The organism is Nocardioides hungaricus (genome assembly GCF_054782915.1).
Genome location: NZ_BAAGRO010000007.1, coordinates 1 through 22,706 on the forward strand (window position 1 = coordinate 1; position 22,706 = coordinate 22,706).

General features: G+C 71.6%; 23 protein-coding genes. 13 read left to right on the forward strand and 10 right to left on the reverse strand.

The window, feature by feature from the left end:
- The first annotated feature begins 77 nt into the window (after positions 1-77).
- The 5 genes from uvrB to ACYVKX_RS03255 all read left to right on the forward strand — a co-directional run bounded on the left by uvrB (position 78) and on the right by ACYVKX_RS03255 (position 5,918).
- Complete coding sequence (gene uvrB / locus ACYVKX_RS03235) at positions 78-2,198, forward strand: excinuclease ABC subunit UvrB (RefSeq protein ID WP_460829120.1); 2,121 nt, start codon at positions 78-80, stop codon at positions 2,196-2,198.
- Positions 2,195-2,629 (forward strand): VOC family protein, encoded by a 435-nt coding sequence (locus ACYVKX_RS03240; RefSeq protein ID WP_460829122.1) that lies wholly within the window; start codon positions 2,195-2,197, stop codon positions 2,627-2,629. The genes uvrB and ACYVKX_RS03240 overlap by 4 nt, the downstream gene beginning before the upstream one ends.
- Before the next feature lie 88 nt (positions 2,630-2,717).
- Positions 2,718-4,067 (forward strand): glycosyltransferase 87 family protein, encoded by a 1,350-nt coding sequence (locus ACYVKX_RS03245; RefSeq protein ID WP_460829124.1) that lies wholly within the window; start codon positions 2,718-2,720, stop codon positions 4,065-4,067.
- Entirely contained in the window at positions 4,064-5,350 is a 1,287-nt protein-coding gene (locus ACYVKX_RS03250) for an MFS transporter (RefSeq protein ID WP_460829126.1), read from the forward strand. Before ACYVKX_RS03245 ends, ACYVKX_RS03250 begins: the two co-directional genes overlap by 4 nt.
- Positions 5,351-5,360: 10 nt before the next feature.
- Positions 5,361-5,918 (forward strand): hemerythrin domain-containing protein, encoded by a 558-nt coding sequence (locus tag ACYVKX_RS03255; protein ID WP_460829127.1) that lies wholly within the window; start codon positions 5,361-5,363, stop codon positions 5,916-5,918.
- Positions 5,919-5,932: 14 nt separating this feature from the next.
- On the opposite strand, the gene ACYVKX_RS03260 is transcribed toward ACYVKX_RS03255, so the two are convergent.
- The 10 genes from ACYVKX_RS03260 to ACYVKX_RS03305 form a co-directional block, all read right to left on the reverse strand.
- Positions 5,933-6,694, reverse strand: coding sequence for a cytochrome c biogenesis CcdA family protein (locus ACYVKX_RS03260; RefSeq protein WP_460829128.1), 762 nt, complete (start codon positions 6,692-6,694; stop codon positions 5,933-5,935).
- Positions 6,695-6,697: 3 nt separating this feature from the next.
- On the reverse strand, positions 6,698-7,297 hold the full coding sequence (locus tag ACYVKX_RS03265) for a vitamin K epoxide reductase family protein (protein WP_460829130.1): 600 nt from the start codon (positions 7,295-7,297) through the stop codon (positions 6,698-6,700).
- Positions 7,298-7,435: 138 nt separating this feature from the next.
- On the reverse strand, positions 7,436-8,434 hold the full coding sequence (locus ACYVKX_RS03270) for a M56 family metallopeptidase (protein WP_460829132.1): 999 nt from the start codon (positions 8,432-8,434) through the stop codon (positions 7,436-7,438).
- Positions 8,431-8,790, reverse strand: coding sequence for a BlaI/MecI/CopY family transcriptional regulator (locus ACYVKX_RS03275; RefSeq protein ID WP_460829133.1), 360 nt, complete (start codon positions 8,788-8,790; stop codon positions 8,431-8,433). The genes ACYVKX_RS03270 and ACYVKX_RS03275 overlap by 4 nt, the downstream gene beginning before the upstream one ends.
- 51 nt (positions 8,791-8,841) lie before the next feature.
- Positions 8,842-10,815 (reverse strand): cytochrome c oxidase assembly protein, encoded by a 1,974-nt coding sequence (locus ACYVKX_RS03280; protein ID WP_460829134.1) that lies wholly within the window; start codon positions 10,813-10,815, stop codon positions 8,842-8,844.
- Positions 10,812-11,408, reverse strand: coding sequence for a copper resistance CopC family protein (locus ACYVKX_RS03285; RefSeq protein WP_460829135.1), 597 nt, complete (start codon positions 11,406-11,408; stop codon positions 10,812-10,814). Before ACYVKX_RS03285 ends, ACYVKX_RS03280 begins: the two co-directional genes overlap by 4 nt.
- A gap of 112 nt (positions 11,409-11,520) precedes the next feature.
- Entirely contained in the window at positions 11,521-12,039 is a 519-nt protein-coding gene (locus tag ACYVKX_RS03290; RefSeq protein ID WP_460829136.1) for a PIN domain-containing protein, read from the reverse strand.
- Positions 12,036-12,413: a helix-turn-helix domain-containing protein gene (locus ACYVKX_RS03295; protein ID WP_460829137.1), complete on the reverse strand. Its 378-nt coding sequence runs from the start codon at positions 12,411-12,413 to the stop codon at positions 12,036-12,038. Before ACYVKX_RS03295 ends, ACYVKX_RS03290 begins: the two co-directional genes overlap by 4 nt.
- A 297-nt stretch (positions 12,414-12,710) precedes the next feature.
- Entirely contained in the window at positions 12,711-13,379 is a 669-nt protein-coding gene (locus tag ACYVKX_RS03300; RefSeq protein ID WP_460829138.1) for a potassium channel family protein, read from the reverse strand.
- Complete coding sequence (locus ACYVKX_RS03305; protein ID WP_460829149.1) at positions 13,376-13,924, reverse strand: DUF1707 SHOCT-like domain-containing protein; 549 nt, start codon at positions 13,922-13,924, stop codon at positions 13,376-13,378. Before ACYVKX_RS03305 ends, ACYVKX_RS03300 begins: the two co-directional genes overlap by 4 nt.
- A gap of 230 nt (positions 13,925-14,154) precedes the next feature.
- Between ACYVKX_RS03305 and ACYVKX_RS03310 the strand changes: the two genes are divergently transcribed.
- The 8 genes from ACYVKX_RS03310 to ACYVKX_RS03345 all read left to right on the forward strand — a co-directional run.
- The gene (locus tag ACYVKX_RS03310; RefSeq protein ID WP_460829139.1) at positions 14,155-14,928 is read left to right on the forward strand and encodes an MlaE family ABC transporter permease; all 774 of its coding nucleotides are present in this window, start codon (positions 14,155-14,157) and stop codon (positions 14,926-14,928) included.
- Between the two features lie 10 nt (positions 14,929-14,938).
- The gene (locus ACYVKX_RS03315; RefSeq protein WP_460829140.1) at positions 14,939-15,778 is read left to right on the forward strand and encodes an MlaE family ABC transporter permease; all 840 of its coding nucleotides are present in this window, start codon (positions 14,939-14,941) and stop codon (positions 15,776-15,778) included.
- A complete protein-coding gene (locus tag ACYVKX_RS03320; protein ID WP_460829141.1) occupies positions 15,778-17,085 on the forward strand; it encodes an MCE family protein in 1,308 nt (435 codons plus the stop codon). Before ACYVKX_RS03315 ends, ACYVKX_RS03320 begins: the two co-directional genes overlap by 1 nt.
- The gene (locus ACYVKX_RS03325) at positions 17,082-18,167 is read left to right on the forward strand and encodes an MCE family protein (protein WP_460829143.1); all 1,086 of its coding nucleotides are present in this window, start codon (positions 17,082-17,084) and stop codon (positions 18,165-18,167) included. The genes ACYVKX_RS03320 and ACYVKX_RS03325 overlap by 4 nt, the downstream gene beginning before the upstream one ends.
- Positions 18,164-19,156, forward strand: coding sequence for an MCE family protein (locus tag ACYVKX_RS03330; protein WP_460829144.1), 993 nt, complete (start codon positions 18,164-18,166; stop codon positions 19,154-19,156). Before ACYVKX_RS03325 ends, ACYVKX_RS03330 begins: the two co-directional genes overlap by 4 nt.
- Before the next feature lie 8 nt (positions 19,157-19,164).
- On the forward strand, positions 19,165-20,370 hold the full coding sequence (locus tag ACYVKX_RS03335; RefSeq protein ID WP_460829145.1) for an MCE family protein: 1,206 nt from the start codon (positions 19,165-19,167) through the stop codon (positions 20,368-20,370).
- Complete coding sequence (locus tag ACYVKX_RS03340; protein WP_460829146.1) at positions 20,367-21,722, forward strand: MCE family protein; 1,356 nt, start codon at positions 20,367-20,369, stop codon at positions 21,720-21,722. Before ACYVKX_RS03335 ends, ACYVKX_RS03340 begins: the two co-directional genes overlap by 4 nt.
- On the forward strand, positions 21,719-22,706 hold a 988-nt coding region (locus ACYVKX_RS03345; RefSeq protein WP_460829147.1), incomplete at its 3' end, for an MCE family protein. The genes ACYVKX_RS03340 and ACYVKX_RS03345, both read left to right, overlap by 4 nt.

Genomic DNA, 22,706 nt, shown 5'->3' on the forward strand with positions numbered 1-22,706 from the left:
ATTTCGCGATCCCACCAGCCACGCCACACGCCGGGCCGCACTGTCCCAAAGATCAGTGCTTCCCTAGGCTCGAAGCCATGCGACCAGTGACCGACCTCGAGCGCCGGGTGGCGCCGTTCCGGGTGGAGTCCGACTACCAGCCGTCGGGTGACCAGCCCGCGGCGATCGCGGAGATCTCGCGGCGCATCCGGGGCGGCACCCAGGACGTCGTGCTGCTGGGCGCGACCGGCACCGGCAAGACCGCGACCGTGGCGTGGGTGGCCGAGCAGCTGCAGCGGCCGATCCTGGTGATGCAGCCGAACAAGACGCTCGCGGCCCAGTTCGCCAACGAGCTGCGCCAGCTCTTCCCGAGCAACGCGGTCGAGTACTTCGTCTCCTACTACGACTACTACCAGCCCGAGGCCTACGTCCCGCAGACCGACACCTACATCGAGAAGGACTCCTCGATCAACGAGGAGGTGGAGCGGCTGCGCCACTCGGCGACCAACAGCCTGCTCACCCGGCGCGACGTGATCGTGGTCAGCACCGTGTCCTGCATCTACGGCCTCGGCACCCCGCAGGAGTACGTCGACCGGATGATCCGCCTGAAGGTCGGCGAGGAGCACGACCGCGACTCGATCCTGCGGCGGCTGGTCGAGATCCAGTACACCCGCAACGACCTGACCTTCACCCGCGGCACCTTCCGGGTCCGTGGCGACACCCTGGAGATCTTCCCGGTCTACGAGGAGCTCGCGGTCCGGGTGGAGTTCTTCGGCGACGAGATCGAGCGGCTGATGACGCTGCACCCGATCACCGGCGAGGTGATCACCGACGACACCGAGCTCTACGTCTTCCCGGCCACCCACTACGTCGCCGGGCCGGAGCGGATGGAGCGGGCGATCACGGGCATCGAGCTCGAGCTCGAGGACCAACTCGCCCGATTCGAGCGCGAGGGCAAGCTGCTGGAGGCGCAGCGGCTGCGGATGCGCACCACCTACGACGTCGAGATGATGCGCCAGGTCGGCTCCTGCTCGGGCATCGAGAACTACTCGATGCACATCGACGGCCGCAGCCGCGGCTCGGCGCCGAACTGCCTGCTCGACTACTTCCCCGAGGACTTCCTGCTCGTCGTCGACGAGTCGCACGTCGCCGTACCCCAGATCGGCGGCATGTACGAGGGCGACATGTCCCGCAAGCGCAACCTGGTCGACCACGGCTTCCGGCTGCCGAGCGCGATGGACAACCGGCCGCTGCGCTGGGAGGAGTTCCTCGACCGGATCGGCCAGACGATCTACCTCTCGGCGACCCCGGGCGACTACGAGCTCGACAAGGTCGGGGGATCATGCGTCGAGCAGATCATCCGCCCCACCGGCCTGGTCGACCCCGAGGTGGTCGTCAAGCCGACCAAGGGCCAGATCGACGACCTGATCCACGAGATCAACACCCGGGTCGAGCGCAACGAGCGGGTGCTGGTCACCACGCTGACCAAGAAGATGTCCGAGGACCTCACCGACTACCTCCTCGACGCCGGCGTCCGCACCCGCTACCTGCACTCCGAGGTCGACACGCTCAAGCGGATCGAGCTGCTGCGCGACCTGCGCCTGGGGCAGTACGACGTGCTCGTCGGCATCAACCTGCTCCGCGAGGGGCTCGATCTGCCCGAGGTGTCGCTGGTGTCGATCCTGGACGCCGACAAGGAGGGCTTCCTGCGCTCGGACAAGTCGCTGATCCAGACCATCGGCCGCGCGGCGCGCAACGTGTCGGGCCAGGTGCACATGTACGCCGACAGGATCACCCCGTCGATGGAGGCGGCGATCGACGAGACCAACCGCCGCCGGGCCAAGCAGGTCGCCTACAACGAGGCGAACGGCATCGACCCGCAGCCGCTGCGCAAGAAGATCGCCGACATCACCGACATGCTCGCCCGCGAGGACGAGTCGACCCAGCAGCTGCTCGAGACCTGGCAGCACCTGGACCCGAAGAACCGCAAGGCCCCGGTGCCGGCGCTGTCCCGGACGGCCGGCGGCGAGGCCGGTCAGCACAGCAAGGATCTCGCCGGGCTGCCGAGCGCCGAGCTCGCCCAGCTCATCCAGGAGCTCACCGACCAGATGAAGGGCGCGGCCGCCGAGCTGCACTTCGAGCTCGCGGCCCGGCTGCGCGACGAGATCGGCGACCTGAAGAAGGAGCTGCGACAGATGATCGATGTAGGTGCGAGATGACCGTGAAGCAGGTGCAGGTGACCTTCGACTGCGCGGATCCGCGCGCGCTGTCGCTCTTCTGGAACGACGTGCTCGGCTACGAGTTCCCGCCACCGCCGCCGGGCTTCGAGTCCTGGGACGCGTTCTCCGCGACGCTGCCGGAGGAGAAGCGCAACCTGGCCTCGGCCTCGCAGGATCCGGACGGCGTCGGCCCCCGGCTGTTCTTCCAGCGGGTGCCCGAGGGCAAGGCGGCGAAGAACCGGCTGCACCTCGACGTCCGCGCCGCCCCGGGCCTGGTCGGCGACGAGCGGATGGCGGCGCTGGAGGCCGAGGCCGACCGTCTGGTCGCGCTGGGCGCCACCCGGGTCGAGCGCCACGAGCCGGCCCCGCCGATGTCGGGCGGCCACATCGTGATGCGGGACCCCGAGGGCAACGAGTTCTGCCTCGACTGAGTGCGTCGGTGGTCCCGAGACTCTGCTTGCTCGTGAGTCGTGTAGCGGCCACGTCGCGTTCATCGGTCGGCGGCCACGCATGCGGAGGATGTCGTCGCTGATCGTCCGCAGGTCGCGCGATCATCCGACTGCCGAGACGCCGGACGGTACCGAGGGGCCGATGAAGAGGAACGTTGCGCACGCGTCGGAGACCACTCGGTATCGCTCGACACAACCGCGATCACGGCGTTCGGAGGCGGCAGCGCTCGCTTCGGCGATCGTGGTGTCACTCGGCGTCGCGCTGTCGATGGCGGCCGCCGTCGACCGGGACACGAGCCCCAGGCCGTTCCTCGATCTGCAGATCTACCAGGCCGCCACCGCGGCGCTCAGCGACGGGAACTTGTACGACACCCACCTCGACGGGAGCTCGCTGACATTCACGTACCCGCCGTTCGGAGCTCTCGTGCTGCGCGTTGCCACGGCCCCCGACCTCCCGCTCGCCGCCTTCGTCTGGACCCTCTCCTCGTGTGCCTTGCTCTATCTCGTCTTTCGCAGTTCCCTGTCCGAGACCGCCCGACGCCTCGCTCCGCCAGCTGCGTTGATCGCGCTCATCGTCAGTCTGCAGACCGGCCCGGTGCGCGGGACCCTCGGCTTCGGACAGGTGAACATCCTCTTGATGGCCGCCATCTGCCTGCCGTTCCTGTCGGCCAAGCCCCGGGTGAGAGACGCCGGCTTCGCAGCGATGTCGGCCTTCGCGGCAGGCATCAAGCTCACCCCGCTGGTCTTCGTGGCGTGGAGTGCCTTGGTCCGCCCGCGCCGCGCGGGCATCTGGGCGATAGGCGGGTTTCTCCTGACCGTGCTCGTCGGGTTTCTCGCTCTGCCCCGCGAGTCGGTCGAGTACTGGACGACGCTGTTGTGGGACTCCAGCCGCGTGGGCAGCACGGCCTACGTCGGGAACCAGTCGACCCTGGGAGTGTTGAGCCGCGCCCTCGATGACGAGCCGCCTCCGGCCCTGTGGGTCGCTGTCGTCGTCGCCCTCGCCGTTCCGGGGCTGCTGGTGTCCGCAGCACTTCAAGCCAGGGGCCTGCCCGGCGACCGTCCGATCGGTCTCGGTCTGGTCGGGATGACGATGCTCATCGCCTCACCGATCTCCTGGACCCACCATTGGGTGTGGGCCTGCTACCTGGCCGTCGCACTGATCGCCTCGCTCAGGCCGGTGAGCATGACCCTCGGCGCGGCGTGGCTCGCACTTCTGGTCGGGTCACCCTTCGACCGCGTGGGCGACGACTACGGACGCGCCTGGAGCGTCGGGGAGCGGTTGGCCGGCAACTCGTACTGGATCCTCGCAGTCGTCACCATCTGCGTTCTCTTCGCCGTTCACCGCCGAGATGTGCTCGCGTACGCGCGCGAGCTGATGGTGCTGGCGGTCGACCACCGACGGATAGACTCGCGGGAGTGACGTCGACCATCCGCCGTGCCTATGCGGTCTGGGCGGTCGGCCTGGTGGTCTACCTGGTGGCGGTCTTCCACCGCTCCTCGCTCGCGGTCGCCGGGCTCGCCGCCTCCGAGCGGTTCGACATCTCCGCGGCCCAGCTCGCGACGTTCACGATGCTCCAGCTGGCGGTGTACGCCGCCATGCAGATCCCCGTGGGCCTGCTGGTCGACCGGTTCGGCTCCCGGAGCGTGCTGCTGACCGGCACGGTGCTGCTCACGGCCGGCCAGGCCGGGTTCGCGCTGGCCGACGGCTACGCCACCGCCCTGGCCGCGCGGGTGCTCGTCGGCATGGGCGACGCGATGACGTTCATCTGCGTGCTGCGGCTGGTGTCGAGCTGGTTCCCGGCCCGGCGGATCCCGTTGATGACCCAGCTGACCGGCACCCTCGGCCAACTCGGCGCGGTCCTCGCCGCGGTCCCGATGACCTGGGCGCTCGGCCGCCTCGGGTGGACCGCGGCGTACCTGCTCGCCGCGTCGGTCGGCGTACTGCTCGCGATCGCGGTCCTGCTCCTGCTGCACGACAGCCCGACCCGGCGACGCCTGCGTGGGCCGTCGATGTCGTTCTCCTCGGTCCGCGCCAGCCTGGCGGCGTCGTGGGCGCACCCCGGCACCCGACTCGGGTTCTGGATGCACTTCTCGACCCAGTTCAGCGCGACCACGCTCTCGCTGCTGTGGGGCTACCCGTTCCTCGTCCGCGGCGAGCAGCAGTCCGCGGCGACCGCCGGCCTCCTGCTCACGATCATGGTGCTCGCGGTGATGGCCGCCGGCCCGGCGCTGGGCTGGCTGGTCGGCCACCACCCGTGGCACCGCTCGACGCTGGTGCTCGCGATCGTCACCGGCATCGTCGCGGTGTGGACCGCCGTCCTGACCTGGCCCGGCCAGGCGCCGACCTGGCTGCTGGTCGTGCTGGTCGTGGTCGTGGGCGTCGGCGGCCCGGCCGCGATGATCGGCTTCGACGTCGGCCGGACGTCCAACCCGAAGGAGCGGTTCGCCAGCGCCAGCGGCATCATCAACCAGGGCGGCTTCGTCGCCAGCCTGCTGCTGGTGATCGCGATCGGCCTGGTCCTCGACTGGCGGACGCCGGGCAGCAGCACCGCCTACACGCCGGCGGACTTCCGGTGGGCGATGTCGACGCAGTACGTCCTCTGGGCGCTCGGCCTGGTCCAGGTCTACCGCTACCGGGTCCGCACCCGCGCCGTGGTGGACCGCGACGAGCTGGAGGGTGTGCTCTCGGCCCGCGCCGGGTAACCCACGGGCCATGAGTACGAGCATCGACCTCGGCCGCCCGCTCCAGGGCGACGTCGTGGAGCTGATCCTGGAGGACCACCGCCGCTTCGAGGCGCTGCTGCGCGACCTGCGCGACAGCAGCCAGGACCGGGACGCCGTCCGCCGGGCGTTCGCCGCGCTGCACGTCGCGCACGCCGAGGCCGAGGAGAGGTGCGTCTACCCGAGGCTCAAGCGCAAGAGCGCCGTCGACGACGAGGAGGCCGACCACGGCGTCGAGGAGCACGCCGAGGGCAACGAGGCGCTGCTCGCGGTCCTCGAGCTCAAGGGCACCGACACCCGGGCCTTCGACGACGCCGTCGAGGAGCTGGCGCGGCTGGTCAACCACCACCTCACCGAGGAGGAGCTGACCATCCTCAACCCGGCTCGCGAGGAGGTCGGCCCGCGGGTCCGCGCCGAGCTGGGCGAGCAGTTCGCGACCGAGCGCAACCGGCAGATCGACGACGACTGCGGCGCCCTCGCCAACGTCCGCCGGATCGTGGCCGCGGCCCGCAGGGAGGGCCTGCTCGACGACGGGGACGACGGGGACTGATCGTCAGGACCGGCTCAGATCGGCGCCTGCCACCCGGCCACGACGACCTGGAGCCGGGCGATCATCTCGGACCAGACGCCGCTGACCTGGAGGATCCCGACGAGCACCAGCAGCGCCCCGCCGCCGCGGGTGAGCCAGTGGCCCCGCCTCCGGATCCAGGCGAAGAACCGCATCGCGCGGGTCAGCGAGAGCGCGGCGAGCAGGAACGGGATCCCGAGTCCGAGGGCGTAGGCCAGGGAGAGGACGGCGCCGCGGCCGGCGGTCGAGGACGTCGTCGCGAGCGTGAGCACGGCGGCCAGGGCCGGGCCGATGCAGGGCGTCCAGCCGACGCCGAAGACGGCGCCCAGCAGGGGAGCGCCGGCCAGCCCCACGCGGGGCTGCCAGCGTGGCCGCACGGTCCGGCTCAGGACGGGCAGCCGCCCGGCGGCGCCGGCGAAGAGCAGCCCGAGCACGATCGTCAGCACGCCGGCGGCGCGGATGATCGTGTCCTGGTTGGACTGGATCTGAGCGCCGAGCGCGCCGAACAGCGCGCCGTAGCTGGCGAACACGACCGCGAACCCGAGCACGAACAGGACGGCGCCGAGCAGTGTGCGGTGCCGGGCGGCCGGCGCGTCGGAGCCGGCGTCGGAGCCGGCCATCCCGGCGACGTACGACAGGTAGCCGGGCACCAGCGGCAGGGAGCAGGGGGTGAAGAACGACAGCAGCCCGGCCAGCAGCGCGACCGGCAGCGCGACGACGAGCGAGCCGGTGAGGATCGCGTCCTGGGCACCGTCCACGGCTCAGACCAGCGTCGACCAGTAGGACCAGAACCGGATCGCGATCAGCACGATCGGCAGCAGGTACGCCGCCAGCAGGATCGGTGCGTGCCACGCCATCAGGCCCCGGACGACCGCGGACTCCCGGACGCGCTCGCCGAGCGCGCCCGAGCCGAGGTTGCGGAGGGTGACGTACCAGAACAGCGGTAGCACCGCGGCCCAGACGACCATGCAGTAGGGGCAGAGGGCGCCGATCCGGTAGAGGCTCTGGAACGCGAGCCAGCCGATGAACCCGAGCGCGAAGGTGACGCCGGCCTGGAGGCCCAGCCAGTACCACCGGGCCAGCCGGGCGGCGCCGGCGAGCAGGACGGCCCCGGTCGTGACGACCACCGGGAACGCGGCCACGCCGAGGATCGGGTTGGGGAACCCGAAGACCTCGGCCTGGTCGGTGCGCATGATCGACCCGCAGTTGAGGATCGGGCTGATGGTGCAGCTCGGCTCGTGCTCGGGGTCGGCGAGGATCGCGATCTTCTCGCCGAGGAGCATGGCCGCGGCGAGGAAGCCGATCCCGCCGGCGACCAGCAGGAGGACGGCGAGGGCTCGCTCCGAGACGGGGGTGGTCACGTGGCCGGCGCCCCGTGGTCCGCGTCGTACCGCTCCATGTCGAGGCCTCCCGGCTCCGGAGAGTTGTCTACTAAGACGAATAGTAGTGTCTGGGCCACGACGACCCGCCGCCGGCTCCGCACGACGCTGGTGCAGCCGCTACCGGCGGCGCTCGGGGGGAGCCGAGCGCGGCCCGGTCGGGAGGTCGATCACGGCGGCCGGGCAGCAGTCGCGCACGGCGACCTCGACCGCCGGGACCACGGCGAGGGCGAACGGCGCGACGAGGACGGCCAGGCCGACGCCGGCGGCCAGGGCGGTGCCGCCCCGGCGCGGGAGCGCGGCGGGCTCGATGAGCCGGCGCACGCGGTGCGCCGCGCGGGCGTGGGTGCCGGAGGCCAGCGCGAGACCGGTCGCGGGACTCGCGGGGGCGAGCGAGAGCAGGGCGCGGGCGAGGTCGCGGCGGTCGGCTCCAGGGGCGACCGCGTCGTCGGCCTGCATCTCGGCCAGCGCGGCGATCCGGTCGTGTGCCAGCCCGAACGGGGCCACGCCCCAGAAGGTCCGGCTGAGCGCGGCGGAGAACGACAGCGCGAGGTGGTGGTGCGCGCGCAGGTGCTTGCGCTCGTGGGCCAGCACGAGCTCGAGCTGATGGTCGGTGAGCGCGTCGCGGGCGGCGCTCGTCACGACGACGGTGCCGCTGCGGCCGGGCAGGCAGTAGACCAGCGGGGTCGCGTGGTCGAAGACGGTGAAGCCCTCCGGGTGGTCGCGCCCGACCAGCGTCAGCACGTCGCGCTGGGCCGCCCGGCGTACGGCGGCGGCGCGGAGGTCTCGCCGCGCGAGGACCGCGAGCCGGCCGGCCAGCGCCAGCGACAGCCCGCCGGCGAGGAGCGCCACCGGCCGGCCGCCCGGCGTGGCGTAGTGCTCGGCCAGCGCCAGGGAGCACGCCCGCAGCAGGGCGGCGACCGGGTCGTGGAGTGGCGACTCCGGCAGCGCGAGGACCACGCCGGCGAGGACGAGCGCGACGGCGACCGAGGCGCTGAGCGTCTGCCAGGCCCAGATGCCCAGGGCCGGACGCCGGGCCGGCCAGCGCGCGGAGGAGAGCAGCCGGACGCCGGCGCCGGAGGCGACCAGCGCGAAGCCGAGGACGAGCAGGGCGGTCACGCGTCGACGCCCCGGTCCAGCGCCGCCCGGAGGTCGTGGAGCACGTCGTCGTCGAGCTGGCCGACGAAGTGCAGCAGGGCGGCGCTGCGATCCGAGCTGGCCGAGAGCACGTCGCCGAGCAGCGCGGCGGTGTGCTCCTCGCGACTCATCGTCGGCTCGTAGACGTAGGCGCGGCCCTCCTTGTGGCGGCGGACCAGGTCCTTGCCGTGCAGGTTGTCCATCACGGTCATCACGGTCGTGTAGGCGAGGGCGCGGTCGCGCTGCAGGTCCTCGAGCACCTCGCGCACCGAGATCGGGCCGTCGGCGTCCCAGAGCCGCTGCATCACCGCGGCCTCGAGCTGCCCCAGGACTCGCACGCGCCACCTCCCGCCGGACGGACTACTACTAAGGAGGATCGTAGACGAGGGTCACCGCTGCTCGCGGTCGGCCAGCTCGCGGAGCCGGGCGTTGTACGCCGCGAGCTGCCGGTCGCCCTCGCGCTCCTCCTGCCGGTCGAAGCGGGCGCTCTCCCGCTTGTCGGCGCGCACCCACAGGTAGACCAGGACGCCCGCGAGCAGGGCCAGGGGGTAGTCGCCGAGCGCCCAGCCCAGCGACGCCCCCAGGTACTGGTCGTCGGCGAGCGTCCGCCCCCACGGTCGGTCGAGCGCCCCGAACCAGTCCTCGGCCAGCACTTTGCTGCTCGCCATCAGCGAGACGGAGAACAGCGCGTGGAACCCGAAGACGACCATCACCATGAGCACCCGGAACGGGTAGGTCGGCTGCTTCAGCCCGGGGTCGATGCCGACCAGGCAGGCCGAGAAGAGGTACCCGGCGACGAGGAAGTGCAAGATCATCAGCACGTGCCCGGTATGGGTCTCGAGGGCGAGGTCGAACAGCGAGCTGTAGTAGAAGACGACCAGGCTGGCGACGAACATCACCCCGGCGACGATCGGCTGGCCGAAGAACGCGGCGAAGGGCGAGTGCACCGCCGCCAGCACCCACTCGCGCGGCCCCATCGAGCCGTCGGTACGCGGGCGCAGGGCGCGCAGCGCCAGCGTCACGGGGCCGCCCAGCACGAGCAGGACCGGGACCGTGGTCGCGATCGTCATGTGCTGGACCATGTGCATGCTGAACAGCACCCGGCCGTAGGCGCCGGGGGAGCCGCTGATGGCCCAGACGAACATCAGCCAGCCGCCGAGCCAGGAGACCGTGCGGGAGACCGGCCACCGGTCGCCGCGCCGGCGCAGCCGACGGACCCAGACGACGTACAGCACCATCGCGACGGCCGCGACCGGCAGCCAGAAGCCGTCGATCCGCCAGGCGGTGAACCACTCGGCCGCACCGAGCGGGTCGGGCATGCGGTAGCCGAGCAGGTCCTCGGTCCGGGTCAGGGGGGCCTGGTCGCGGGCCGGCGGCGGGGTCCGGTTGAGGGCGACGGCCACGCCGGTCGCGGCCAGGATCACGGCCGCCTCGACCGCGACCAGCCGGCGGAAGGCCGAGCGCGAGCCGTCGTCGAGCCGGGGCAGCAGGCGTCGCCGGTGGACGTAGCCCAGGGCGCCGAGGACGCCGGCGAGGACGGTCTTGAGGACGAGCAGCAGGCCGTAGTCCGAGCCGAGCTCGGAGAGGCTCTCCAGGCGCACCACCGCGCCCGCGACCCCGGCGAGGGTCACGACCGCGAGGCAGCACCCGGCGATGACCGAGAACCGGCGCGCGGTGGCCGCGGTCGCTGCGCCGAGCGTGCGGCCGGCGAGCACCAGGCCGACCAGGCCCCCGGCCCAGAGGCCGACGCCGACCAGGTGGAAGTACTGCACGTCGACCGCGATGTCGTGGCGGAGGGTGCCGGCGCCGTGGGCGGTCAGCGCCAGCGGCCAGAGCCCCACGACGGCGACGAGGGCCGCGACGCCGGCGACCCGCACGCCCCGGCAGAACAGCACGACGACGCTGACCACCAGCGCGAACACGGCACCGGCCAGGAGGTACCGGCCGAGGTCGTACTCGGTCCCGAAGAAGATCGCCTGGTCGAGGAACCCGTCGTCGCTCATCCGGGCGCCCGCGGCGTCGGAGTAGGTCAGCGCGACCAGCACCAGGCTCAGGGAAGCCCACGCGAGGGCGGTGTACCCCGCGGCGTCCACGAGTCGTCGGCGGGTCCCGGTGAGCAGGCGGCGCCGGTCGCGGTCCTCGGGCGGCACGCAGGTGACGGCGAGCGTGAGGATGCCGGCCGTCGTGAGGGCGGCCACGTCGCGCAGGGCCTGCGCGACCGGCAGGCCGACGGTGGTGACCCGCCCGGCGGACGGGAGGCCCGGAAGGCCGCCCGCGGCGAGCCCGGTCGTGAGCAGCAGCAGGCCGACCGCGGTGGCCGGGGCGAGGAGGACCAGCCCCAGCAGGGCGGCCCGGCGGGTCACGACCCGTCGGCCCGGCGCCGCGACCGGGCGAGGAGGGCGCACCCGACCAGCGCCCCGCCGGCGGCGATCGCGCCGATGACCACGGTCGCGAGGGTCTGGCTCCCGCCGTCGTCGGCCGCGCCGGACGCCGGGATTGCCGGGGTCGTGGTGGCCGGGGTCGACGGCTCGGTGGCCGTCTCGGTGGTCGGCTCCGAAGTGGGCGCCGGGGCGGCGGGCAGCGGCGCGGTGAAGCCGAGCCTGCCCTCGATCGGGTGGCCGTCGGCGGAGGTGACGCGGTAGCTCACCGACCACGCGGGTCGTCCGGGGCCGGTCGGCAGTGCGTCGGCTGGTACGGCGGCGACCACCTCGCCCGACCGGGTGCCCTGCGCGACCGACAGCTTGCCGAGGTCGTCGCCGCCGACGGCCAGGGTCACGGCCGCGAGGCGGGCGCTGACGTCCTCGCTGAACCTCAGCGCGACCTGCGTCGGCGGCCGGTCGAGCCGGGCGCCGTCCGCCGGCGACGAGCTCACCAGGTCGGTGTGGGCGGAGGCCGCCGGGGCGAGCGCCACCGCGAGCGCGGCGGCGGCGAGAGCGGTGGACACGACGCGAAGCACGGGAGCAAACCTACTATCGGCGATCGTAGATGGCGGCGGTGGGGGCACGGCTCAGGCATCCGGCCGCTGGCGGGACCTCTTAAGGCATGCCCAACGTGGCGGGCGGAGGGAATCAGTCGGCCGAGTTGCGCTGAGCGTCTGGCTCGGACGTGACGACCGCGTGCACGACGGCCGTCGCCTCTGGCCCGATCTGGTCGTCCAAGATCGCGAAGACCTGCTCCTCGGTCTGCGGGCGCGAGTTCACGCCGAGGTGGTGGGCCTCACGCAGGACGTCGGGGTAGTCGGCCGCGAGTCGGGTGAGCAGCGTTCCCGCGTCGACCAGCTCGATGCCGCGCTCGGCCATCCACTCTTGTGGGAAGTGGCGTGTGTTCTGAGTGAGCAGCACGTCGGCGCTGGCCGATAGGGCAGCGGCGAGGACGTGACGATCCCTCGCGTCCATCTCCACCTTGGCGACCCGAGCTTGGTCGCGCTTCTTCGTCTCCACGAGAGCCGTCGGCAGGTAGAGGCTCAGGCGCTCCACCAGCATGTCAGCGTCTTCGGGTGTGAAGTCGAGCTGCTTGATGAGGTTGCGAGTGGTCTCGTCGAGGATCGTCTCGCTCCAGTGGACGGCGAGTGTGACCGACAGACTCAATCGACGTTCCCGTACTTGTTCGCCAGCTCGGCGACGACGGCCATGTGGTCCTCATCGAGGAACTCGCGCATCTTCTGGATCGACGTGGCCGGGATGCGGTGGTGCTTGCCGACCATCCGGAACTCGATGCCCCGGCGCTCGATCATCCGCATCAGCGTCGGGCGAGACATGCCGAGGATCTTGGCCGCCTCGGTCGTGGTGAACTCCTGCTTGGCGGGTACGACCAACGCGCCGACCGTCTGCTCGGCATCGAGCAGGGCCAGCACCTTCTTGGCGCTCTCGCGGGGGAGGCGCAGGGTCACCTCGATCTCGGGCTCGTCACCAGCCAGGCCCGAGCGCAGGACCTGGACGTCCTCGGTCAGTGCAGTGCTCATGTCGCCTCCCGGCAGTAGCGAATGATCTAAGTGCTCTAAGTGTACACGGCTCGGGAGTGCCGGCATTAGGGAAGCACTGATCAATTCAAGGGCGGCGCCAGACGCCGCCCAGGCACGCACGCTGGCTTCGTTGCCGTCGCTCGAAAGACGCCCGGTCTGCCCACGCTCCGGCGCCTCGCCATCGCACGACCTCAGACGACGCTGGCATCCACCCGCATCGATCAGCACTTCCCTGGTCGACCCGCGAGGTCGCCGACGAGCTCTGCCGGCTCGTCGTGGAGAAGCTGCCGAAGACGCTCATGGCTGAGGGCGCTGCCGCACGACCGCCAGGCTGACCAGGCGGGCGACGACCAGCGCGACGTAGAAGACGCCGGCGATCATCTCGACCATCGCGAACGCGCGCGCGTGCCCCCCGACCGGCACCACGTCGGACAGGCCCACGCTGGTGAGCGTGCTGAACGACAAGAAGAGGAGCTCGAACCAGCTGCGTGCGCCCTCGCCGCTCGCGCCGATGAACGAGCCGGGCCAGATCGCCTGGCACGCGGCGTACACGTAGGCGAAGCCCCACGCCACGACCGTGAACGCGGCGCCGGTCGCGTACAGCTCGTCGCGGGTGACCCGGTCGTCGTGGAAGAGGTACCGGAGCATCGCGTAGGAGATGTAGAAGTAGAACGGCACGTGGAAGGCGGCCGAGGCGAGCACGAGAGTGTCGCTGTCGGGCCGCCATGCCTCGAGCACGGTGAGGACCATCGCGGGCGCGCCGAGGAGGACCGCCACCCGGGTCAGTGCCGGCGTCAGCCGGACCGCCGCCACCGCCGCGAGCACGACGCCGAGCTGGACGACGCCGATGACCGCGCGGCCGCCGGCCGAGCCGTCGAGGAAGGGGTAGGCGAGGATCACCACCAGCTGCACGCCGAGCAGCACCGCCGACGGGTGCTCGCGGACGGCGTGGAGGCGCCCGGTCACGGGCGCCAGCCGGGCTTCCGCTGGTCCCTCTCGCGCCTCTTCTCCAGCCGGCGGACCTCCTTGTCGACGATCTCGCGGCGCGACGCCGCCGTGCGGACCAGGTTGAGCAGGCTGAGGGCGATCACGAACGCCGGCCAGAAGAAGTAGGGGTCGAACCCGCCGTCGCGGAAGCAGGTGGCGACCCAGATCGCGGTCGAGACCAGGCTGGCGCCGACGAAGGAGAAGGCCGCCTCCCGGCGCTTGGTCCGCCAGGCGCGCTCGGCGAGCCGCTCGAGGTCGGAGTTCGAGGCGTGCAGCAGCGACCGGCCGGCCGTGGCGGCGGGCCGCTGGGCGACCAGGTCGGCGAGCAGGCCGTGCACGTCGCCGAGCAGCCGCAGCCCTCCGGCGCGCCGCGTGCGCTCGTCGTGCTCCTCGCGGTCGAGCCGGCCATCGGCGTACGCCTCGTCGAGGACCTGCTGCACCACGGCCCGGTCGTGGTCGGAGGCGCGCAGCGGCGCACAGCGCGGGTCGCGCGGGTCGTGCGTGAACGCCGACCAGACCTCCATCTCCACGCCCACATCGTAGGAGCGGCGCGGTCCAGCCCACGTTTCGGCCGCGTCACCCGCGGGGAGGAGCGTCGTTGAGCGAGTGGGAGAACCGGTTCTACCTGGTCCGCAGGTGGGACACGCCGAGGGCGGCGTTGCCTCGAATGAGAACACGTTCTAGTGTGGCCGGACTTGTCTGGACCACGACTCTGAACCACGACTCTGCACCACGACACCGGGGAGGGAGAGGGATGGCGTTCTCTGCCGTGTCGGTGATCCGCGGCCCCGGCGAGATCGCGGCGATGGTCGTCGAGGTCACCAAGCGGATCTTCACCCGCCCCTTCCAGTTCCGCGAGTTCGTCGAGCAGGCCTGGTTCATCACCAGCGTCACGCTGATGCCCACGATCCTGGTCTCGATCCCGTTCGGCGCGGTCATCTCGCTGCAGGTCGGCAACCTCACCGGCCAGCTCGGCGCGCAGTCCTTCGCCGGCGCGACCGCGGTGCTGGCCACCGTCCGCGAGGCGGCGCCGATCGCGGCGGCCCTCATCATCGCCGGTGCCGCGGGGTCGGCGATCTGCTCGGACCTGGGGGCCCGCAAGATCCGCGAGGAGATCGACGCGATGGAGGTCCTCGGCGTCGACCCGCTCGAGCGGCTGGTCGTGCCGCGCGTGGTCGCCACCATGTACGTCGCCGCGATGATCAACGGCATCGTGATCTCCGCCGGCATCGGCGGCGGCTACTTCTTCACCGTGATCGTGCAGGGCGGCTCCGCGGGCGCGTTCCTCGCGAACTTCACCGTGCTCGCGAGCCTGCCCGACCTCTACATCTCGATGATCAAGGCGATCGTGTTCGGCTGGCTGGCCGCGATCGTCGGCGCCTACAAGGGCCTCAACGCGGGCGGCGGGCCCAACGGCGTGGGCCGCGCGGTCAACGAGGCCGTGATCGTCGCGTTCATGCTGCTGTTCTTCCTCAACGCGATCATCACCGCCATCTACTTCCAGGTCGTCCCACCCCCGGGGCTGTGAGGGGACGGCCATGGCGAGCATCGGCGCGATGGGCGGCTCCTTCGCCAGGGGCCGCCGCGACTCCCTCGAGACGTACGGCGACCAGCTGCTGTTCTACGTCAGGGCGCTCGCCTGGGCGCCCCGCGCGATCCGCCGGTATCCGCGCGAGATCGTCAACACCCTCGCCGAGGTCAGCTTCGGCGCCGGCGGGCTCAGCCTGATCGCCGGCACCGTCGGCGTGATCGCGTTCCTGGCGTTCTTCGCCGGCACCGAGGTCGGCATCCAGGGCTACGCCTCGTTGAGCCAGATCGGCGTCGCGAAGTTCAGCGCGTTCATCTCGGCGTACTTCAACACCCGCGAGGTCGCGCCGCTGGTCTCCGCGATCGCGCTGGCCGCGACCGTCGGCTGCGGCTACACCGCCCGGCTCGGCGCGATGCGGATCTCGGAGGAGATCGACGCGCTCGAGGTGATGGGCATCCCGTCGCTGCCGTTCCTCGTGACCACCCGGATCGTGGCGGCGTTCGTCGCGGTGATCCCGCTCTACATCGTGGCGCTGAGCGCGTCGTACCTCTCGCCGCGGCTGATCACCACGATGATCTACGGCCAGTCGTCGGGCACCTACGACTTCTACTTCCTGCAGTTCCTGCCGCCGATCGACATCCTCTGGTCGTTCTTCAAGCTGCTCGTGCTCGCCGTCGCGGTGATCCTCATCCACTGCTACTACGGCTACACCGCCTCCGGCGGCCCGGCCGGGGTCGGCATGGCCGTGGGCCGGGCGATCCGCACCAGCATCGTGACGATCGTCGTGGCCGACTTCTTCCTCAGCTTCGCGATCTGGGGCTCCACCACCACGGTGAGGATCACCGGCTGATGCTGGTCAACGTCTACCACGACAGCCCGCGGGAGCACCGCCGGCTGCTGGTCGCGGGCGTCGCCTTCCTCACCGTGATCGCGCTGCTCATCTGGCTCTCCGTCGCGATCTACAACAAGACCTTCGAGCGGGTCACCCGGGTGCGGATCGAGGCCGACCGGGCCGGCCTCCAGCTCGCCAAGTTCGGCGACGTCCGCCTCAACGGCGCCCTCGTCGGCCAGGTGCGCGGGGTCGGCCAGCAGGGCGACACCGCGCTCATCGACGTGGCGCTGGAGCCCGACGAGGCCGAGCAGATCCCCGACAACGTGCGCGTGGAGATCCTGCCCACCACGCTGTTCGGGCAGAAGTTCGTCTCCCTGGTGCTGCCCGACGACCCGTCCGGCACCCCGATCGCCGACGGGGCGGTGATCCCGCCGGACCGGGTGGAGACCAACGTCGAGCTCAGCCGGATCCTGGCCAACCTCTTCCCGCTGCTCCGCGCGGTGCGCCCGGCCGACCTCAACGCCACCCTCAACGCGCTCGCCACCGCGCTCGGCGGCCGGGGCGAGGCGCTCGGCCGGACCCTGGACCAGCTCGACGGCTACCTCGGCCAGATCGCCGACGACCTGCCGACGCTGCGCCAGGACCTGGTCAAGCTCGCCGACGTCGCGGACACCTACGACCTCGCCGCCCCCGACCTGCTCGCCGTGCTGCGCAACGTCACCACGACCAGCCAGACGATCGTCGACAACCGCCAGCAGCTCGGGGTGTTCTTCTCCGACCTCCAGGGCCTCGCGGACACCTCGACCGAGGTGCTCGCCACCAACGAGACCAACCTGATCCGGGTCGGCGAGGTCACCGCGCCGGTGCTGCGGCTGCTCGCGGTCTACTCGCCCGAGTTCCCCTGCCTGCTCAAGGGCGCGGCCCGCTACGCCCCCCGGCTGGCCCGCACCTTCGAGGGCAACCAGGTCAAGCAGTACCTCGAGCTCGGCACCCCGCAGTACAGCGCCTACGACGAGGACGACAGGCCGACGTACGGCGAGGTCGGCCGCGGGCCGTGGTGCCTGGGCCTGCCGAACCCGCCGGTCCCGGCGAAGCCGGTCGCGCTCGACCAGGGCAGCGACATCGACGAGAACCCGCCCACCTCGCCGCTCCCCGACTACCTCGGGCTGAACCGGCCGGGCGCCGACTACAGCGGCACCGAGGGCGAGCAGCAGATCGTCAACGCGATCCTCGCCGCGCAGACCGGCGAGTCGGCGGACAGCTACGGCTCCCTCGGCGCGCTGATGTTCGGCCCGCTGGTCCGGCAGGGGGCGCGGGCCCGATGAGCAGGAACTCCACGACCATCGCCGCCGGCGTCAAGCTCGGCGTCTTCACCGTGGTCTCGGTCCTGGTCACCGGCCTGCTGGCGGTGATCATGGGCAACGTCGGCTTCGGCGCCGGAACGACGTACCGCGCCGTGTTCACCAGTGCCTCCATGCTGCAGGAGGGCGACGACGTGCGCGTCGCCGGCGTCAGCGTCGGCGAGGTCAAGTCGGTCGAGCACTACGAGCGGACCGGAGCACTGGTCACCTTCCGGGTGCAGGCCGACGTCCCGCTGACGACCGCGTCGCGGGCGGAGATCCGCTTCCTCAACCTGGTCGGCGACCGCTACCTCGCGCTCGAGCAGGGCGCCGACACCAGCGCCGACCCGCTGGAGTCCGGCGGCACCATCCCGGTCGGGCAGACCAAGCCGGCGCTGGACCTGACCGTGCTGTTCAACGGCTTCCAGCCGCTGTTCTCGGCGCTGAACCCCCAGCAGGTCAACGACCTGAGCATGAACCTGATCCAGGTGCTCCAGGGCGAGGGCGGCACCGTGCAGGGCCTGCTGCAGAAGACCGCGTCGCTCACCAACACCCTGGCCGACCGCGACCGGCTGATCGGCAGCGTCGTCGACAACCTGACCCAGACCCTCGGCACCGTCGACAGCAGGCGCCGGCAGCTCGGCGAGCTGGTCGTCGGGCTGAAGAACTGGATGGCCGACCTGGCCGCCGACCGCACCGTCATCGGCTCCTCGCTGAGCAACCTCTCCGACCTCACCGCGGTGGTCGCGGACCTGATCCGCCAGGGCCGGCCGCTGATCAAGTCCGACGTCGCGAAGCTGCGCAAGCTGGCCGCGCTGCTGAACAAGAAGCAGAACCGGAAGCAGGTGGTGGAGCTGCTCGACCGGCTGCCGGAGTCGATGACCGACCAGACCCGGACCGGCACCTACGGCTCCTGGTACAACTACTACGTCTGCGGCTTCAGCGGCCGGATCACGCTGCCGCTGGGCCTGGGGAACATCCCCGGTGTCAAGCAGCTGATGGGGATGCTGAACAAGCTGGAGTTCCGCTCCACCGCGCCGCGCTGCAGCGGGACGGGCGCCGGATGAGGGCCTACGGCGACGCCCGCATCCTCCGGCTGGGGGCCATCACCGTGGTGGTGATGCTCCTGGTGATGGCGGCCGCCTTCAACCTGTCCCAGTTCCCCGGCTTCAAGGGCGGCACCTACCGCGCGGAGTTCAGCGACGCCAGCGGCCTGCGGGTCGGCAACATGGTCCAGGTCGGCGGCATCCGGGTCGGCCGCGTCCAGGACCTCGCGCTGGAGGACGACAACACCGTGCTGGTCACCTTCGAGGTCGACAACGGCGTCGAGTTCGGCACGCAGAGCCGCGCGTCGGTGGAGGTGCTGAACCTGCTGGGGGAGAAGTACCTCGACCTCCAGCCCGCCGGCGACGGCCAGCTCGGCGAGGACGACGTGATCCCGGTCGACCGCACCGAGGCGGCCTACGACATCGTCGGCGTCTTCGGCGACCTCGCCACGACCACCGAGCGGATCGACACCGGCCAGCTGACGCGGGCGCTCAACGTGGTCGCCGACACCACGGACCAGGCGGCGCCCGAGATCGAGCAGAGCTTCCGCGGCATCGCCCGGCTGTCGCGGACCGTCGCCAGCAGGGACGAGCAGATCCAGGCGCTGCTCGAGAGCTCGCAGGGCGTCAGCAGGGTGCTCGCCGCCCGGAGCAAGGACCTGGTCCAGCTGATGAAGGACAGCGACCTGGTTTTCCAGGAGGTCAAGCGCCGCAAGCGCGCGATCCACCTGCTGCTGGTCAACGCCCGCGACCTCGCCGACCAGCTGCGCGGGGTCGCCCGGGACAACCGGGCGCAGCTGGCGCCGGCGCTGCAGGAGGTCGACGACCTGCTCTCGCTGCTGATCGGCAAGGAGAAGGAGCTGAAGGCGACGCTCGACGCGCTCGGACCCTACGTCTCGATCCTCGGCAACATCATCGGCACCGGGCCGTGGTTCGACGCCTACGCGTCCAACCTGCTCGCGATCCCGACCGGCGAGTTCGTGCCCGGCTTCCCGGGAGCGGGCCAGTGAGAGGATCGATGAACGCGCTGAGCCGGGTGAGCGGGCGGACGCTCGCGGTCGCAATGGCGGTCCTGCTGCTGGTGGCGACCTACTTCCTCGTCGTCCGCGACGACACCCCGAAGAAGACGGTGACGGCGAGCTTCCCGCGGGCGGTCAGCGTCTACCGGGGCACCGACGTCCGGATCCTCGGCGTGAACGTGGGCACGGTGACCGAGGTGGTGCCCGAGGGCAACTCGGTGCGGGTCGAGATGGAGTACGACGCGCGGTACCGGCTGCCCGAGGGCGCCCAGGCCGTCATCGTGACCCCGACGCTGGTCGCGGACCGGTTCGTCCAGCTCACGCCGGCGTACCAGAAGGGCGACGCGGTGATGGCCGACGGCGCGGACATCCCGCTCCCGGACACCGGCGTCCCGGTCGAGCTGGACCGGATCTACTCCAGCCTCCGCGACCTCTCCGAGGCGCTGGGGCCCAACGGCGTGAACAAGGACGGCACGCTGGACCACGTGCTGAAGGCCGGCGCCCGGGCGCTGGACGGCAAGGGCGCGCTCGGCAACCAGATGCTGGTCGAGCTGTCGCGGGCCGCCGAGACGTTCGGCGAGGGCGCCGGGCCGCTGTTCGAGACGGTCCGGCAGCTCGCCCGGTTCACGACCACGCTCGCGCGGAACGACCGGTTCGTGCGGGCCTTCATCCGCGACCTCGCCGACGTGACCGGCCAGCTCTCCGACGAGCGCGGGGAGATCCGGGCCGCGCTCGCCTCGGTCGCCGACGCGGTCGGCACCGTCCGGACCTTCGTCGCCGACAACCGACAGGCGCTCGTCACCGACGTCGAGAAGCTCACCCGGGTGATGAAGACGATCAACTCCGAGAAGTCCAGCATCGACACCGCGCTGCGGGTCGCGCCGGTCGCCATCGGCAACCTCGGCCTGGCCTTCAACCACCAGACCGGCACGATCGGCTCGCGCATCGGCATCAGCGGCAACCTGTGGGACGCCGACGGCTTCCTGTGCGGCGTCGTGCAGCAGGCCGGCCTGCCCCGCGCCGCGGCCGACCTCGCCTGCCGGCTGTTCAAGCGGCTGCTCGAGCCCGTCCAGGACCAGCTCCCGACGATCCCGCCGGCGACGCCGGGCCGCCCGCAGGCACCGGACCCGGGCGGCTCCCTCCAGGAGCGGTACGCCGGCGGCTCGGCCGGCTCGCTCGGCCGGCTGATGGGAGGCGGCTCGTGAGGCGCCGGCTGCTGACCACCCTGGTCGGGCTGACCGCGCTCGGGCTGGCCACGACCGCCTGCGACTTCGACGGCGCCTACGACCTGCCGCTGCCCGGCTCGCCCGTGGACGCGGACAGCTCGTTCGAGGTCACCGCGGAGTTCGCGGACATCCTCAACGTCGTACCCCGGTCGCCGGTCATGGTCGACGACGTCACCGTCGGCGAGGTCACCGAGGTCGAGCGCGCCGGCTGGAACGCCCGCGTCACGATGCGGATCAAGGACACCGTCGACCTGCCCGACAACGCGATCGCCGACATCCGCCAGGTCAGCCTGCTGGGCGAGAAGTACGTCGCCCTGGAGGCGCCGTCCGACGAGACGCCGACCGGCACGCTGTCCGACGGCGACACCATCGACCTGGCCGACACCGGCCGCAACCCGGAGGTCGAGGAGGTCCTCGGGGCGCTGTCGTTCCTGCTCAGCGGCGGCGGCGTCGGCCAGCTCGGGACGATCACCCGTGAGCTCAACGCGGTCATGGACGGGCGGACCGACCGGCTGCGCAACCTGCTGGGGTCGCTGGAGGACGTGGTCGGCACCATCGACGACCAGAAGGCCGACATCGTCCGCGCGATGCAGTCGCTGAACAGCCTGACCCGGACCCTCAACGCCGAGAAGAGGACGATCACCCGGGCGCTCGACGTCACCGGACCCGCGGTCGAGGTGCTGGCCGCCCAGCACGACGAGCTGATCGCGATGCTGCGCTCGCTGGACCGCCTCGGGGTGGTCGGCACGCGGGTGATCGGGCAGAGCAAGGACAACATCCTCTCCTCGCTCGACGACCTCCAGCCGGTGCTGCGCCAGCTCGAGAAGGCGGGCGACGACCTGGCGCCGGGGATCAACCTGCTGGTGAGCTTCCCGTTCCCGAAGGAGGCCAGCGAGATCGTCAAGGGCGATTACGCCAACACCTCGATCCGCGCCGACATCAACCTCGAGAACGTCATCCCGAACGGTGCGTCCGGCGGCGGCCTCCCGCCGATCCTCCCCGACCCCGGGCAGACGCTCACCCAGATCGAGAGGTGCCTGCGCAGCGGCAGCATCACCGGCAAGGCGTGCCGCAAGGTGCTGGACTCGCTGGACCTGCTCGAGCAGCTGCGCAGGACCTGCCAGAAGGACCGGTACGCCGACAACCCGGTCTGCCGCGTCGTGCGGGCGCTCCCCGGCGGCGGGCTGCCGGACCTGCCGGGGCTGCCCGATTTGCCGGGGCTGCCGGGGCTGCCGGGCGGGCTGCTCGGTGGCCTGCTCGGGCGTGCGCTGAGCGACGGCGCGCCGAGCGCCGACCCCAGCCCCTCGGCGCTCTACGGAGGCACGCCATGAGCCACGGCGTCAAGGCACGCATCCTCGCGTTCCTCGTCCTGAGCGCGGTCGGCGTCGTCTACATGGCCGGGTCCTACCTCGGCCTCGTCGACCGGGTCCTCGGGCGCGGCATCGCGGTGCAGGCCACGCTGCCGTCCTCCGGCGGCCTCTTCGTCGGGAGCCAGGTCACCTACCGCGGGGTCAAGGTCGGCGAGGTGTCCCGGATGGACGCGACCTCCGACGGGGTCACGCTCGACCTCGCCCTCGAGGACGGCACCAGGCTCCCCACCGACTCGCCGATGTACGTGCACAACCTCTCCGCCGTGGGGGAGCAGTACCTCGACTTCGAGCCGCCCGACGGCGACGGACCCTACGCCGAGGCCGGCTACACCTTCGAGGGCGACCAGAGCTCGCTGCCGGTCGACGAGGGCGACCTGCTGGTCGAGCTCGACGAGTTCGTGGGCTCGGTCGAGAAGAGGAACCTGACCACGGTCGTGCGCGAGCTCGGCACGATGTTCGCCGACACCGGGCGCCCGCTGCAGCGGCTGCTCGACAGCGGCAGCACGTTCATCCGCGAGGCCGCCGCCAACACCGACGCGACCGTCCGGCTGCTCAACCGGGGCAAGCGGGTGCTCACCACGCAGCAGGGCGAGAGCGAGAACATCGCCCGCCTGTCCGAGGACCTGGCCGGCATCACCGACTCGCTCGCACGCAGCGACGACGACCTCGAGCGGGTCCTCGACGGCACCCCCCGCGCGGCGCGCGAGGTGGACGCGCTGCTCCGCGACCTCGCGCCGACGCTGCCGGTGCTGCTCGGCAACGCGGTGAGCGTGAACCAGGTCGTCGTGTCGCGCCTGGCCGGCGTCGAGCAGCTGCTGGTGACCTACCCGACCACGATCGCCACCGGCTTCACCGGCACCCCGGGCGACGGCTACGGCTGTTCTGGTTCAGGACATCCCGGACCCCTGTCTCACGTCATCCCGGACAGGTGTCGCGAGTCATCCC

Coding starts and splice junctions, on each gene's coding strand:
- ACYVKX_RS03310 (WP_460829139.1), top strand. CDS start 14,155: ATGGCGTTCTCTGCCGTGTCGGTGATCCGCGGCCCCGGCGAGATCGCG.
- ACYVKX_RS03305 (WP_460829149.1), bottom strand. CDS start 13,924: ATGGAGGTCTGGTCGGCGTTCACGCACGACCCGCGCGACCCGCGCTGT.
- ACYVKX_RS03315 (WP_460829140.1), top strand. CDS start 14,939: ATGGCGAGCATCGGCGCGATGGGCGGCTCCTTCGCCAGGGGCCGCCGC.
- ACYVKX_RS03335 (WP_460829145.1), top strand. CDS start 19,165: ATGAACGCGCTGAGCCGGGTGAGCGGGCGGACGCTCGCGGTCGCAATG.
- ACYVKX_RS03240 (WP_460829122.1), top strand. CDS start 2,195: ATGACCGTGAAGCAGGTGCAGGTGACCTTCGACTGCGCGGATCCGCGC.
- ACYVKX_RS03295 (WP_460829137.1), bottom strand. CDS start 12,413: ATGAGCACTGCACTGACCGAGGACGTCCAGGTCCTGCGCTCGGGCCTG.
- ACYVKX_RS03325 (WP_460829143.1), top strand. CDS start 17,082: ATGAGCAGGAACTCCACGACCATCGCCGCCGGCGTCAAGCTCGGCGTC.
- ACYVKX_RS03255 (WP_460829127.1), top strand. CDS start 5,361: ATGAGTACGAGCATCGACCTCGGCCGCCCGCTCCAGGGCGACGTCGTG.
- uvrB (WP_460829120.1), top strand. CDS start 78: ATGCGACCAGTGACCGACCTCGAGCGCCGGGTGGCGCCGTTCCGGGTG.
- ACYVKX_RS03245 (WP_460829124.1), top strand. CDS start 2,718: ATGTCGTCGCTGATCGTCCGCAGGTCGCGCGATCATCCGACTGCCGAG.
- ACYVKX_RS03330 (WP_460829144.1), top strand. CDS start 18,164: ATGAGGGCCTACGGCGACGCCCGCATCCTCCGGCTGGGGGCCATCACC.
- ACYVKX_RS03320 (WP_460829141.1), top strand. CDS start 15,778: ATGCTGGTCAACGTCTACCACGACAGCCCGCGGGAGCACCGCCGGCTG.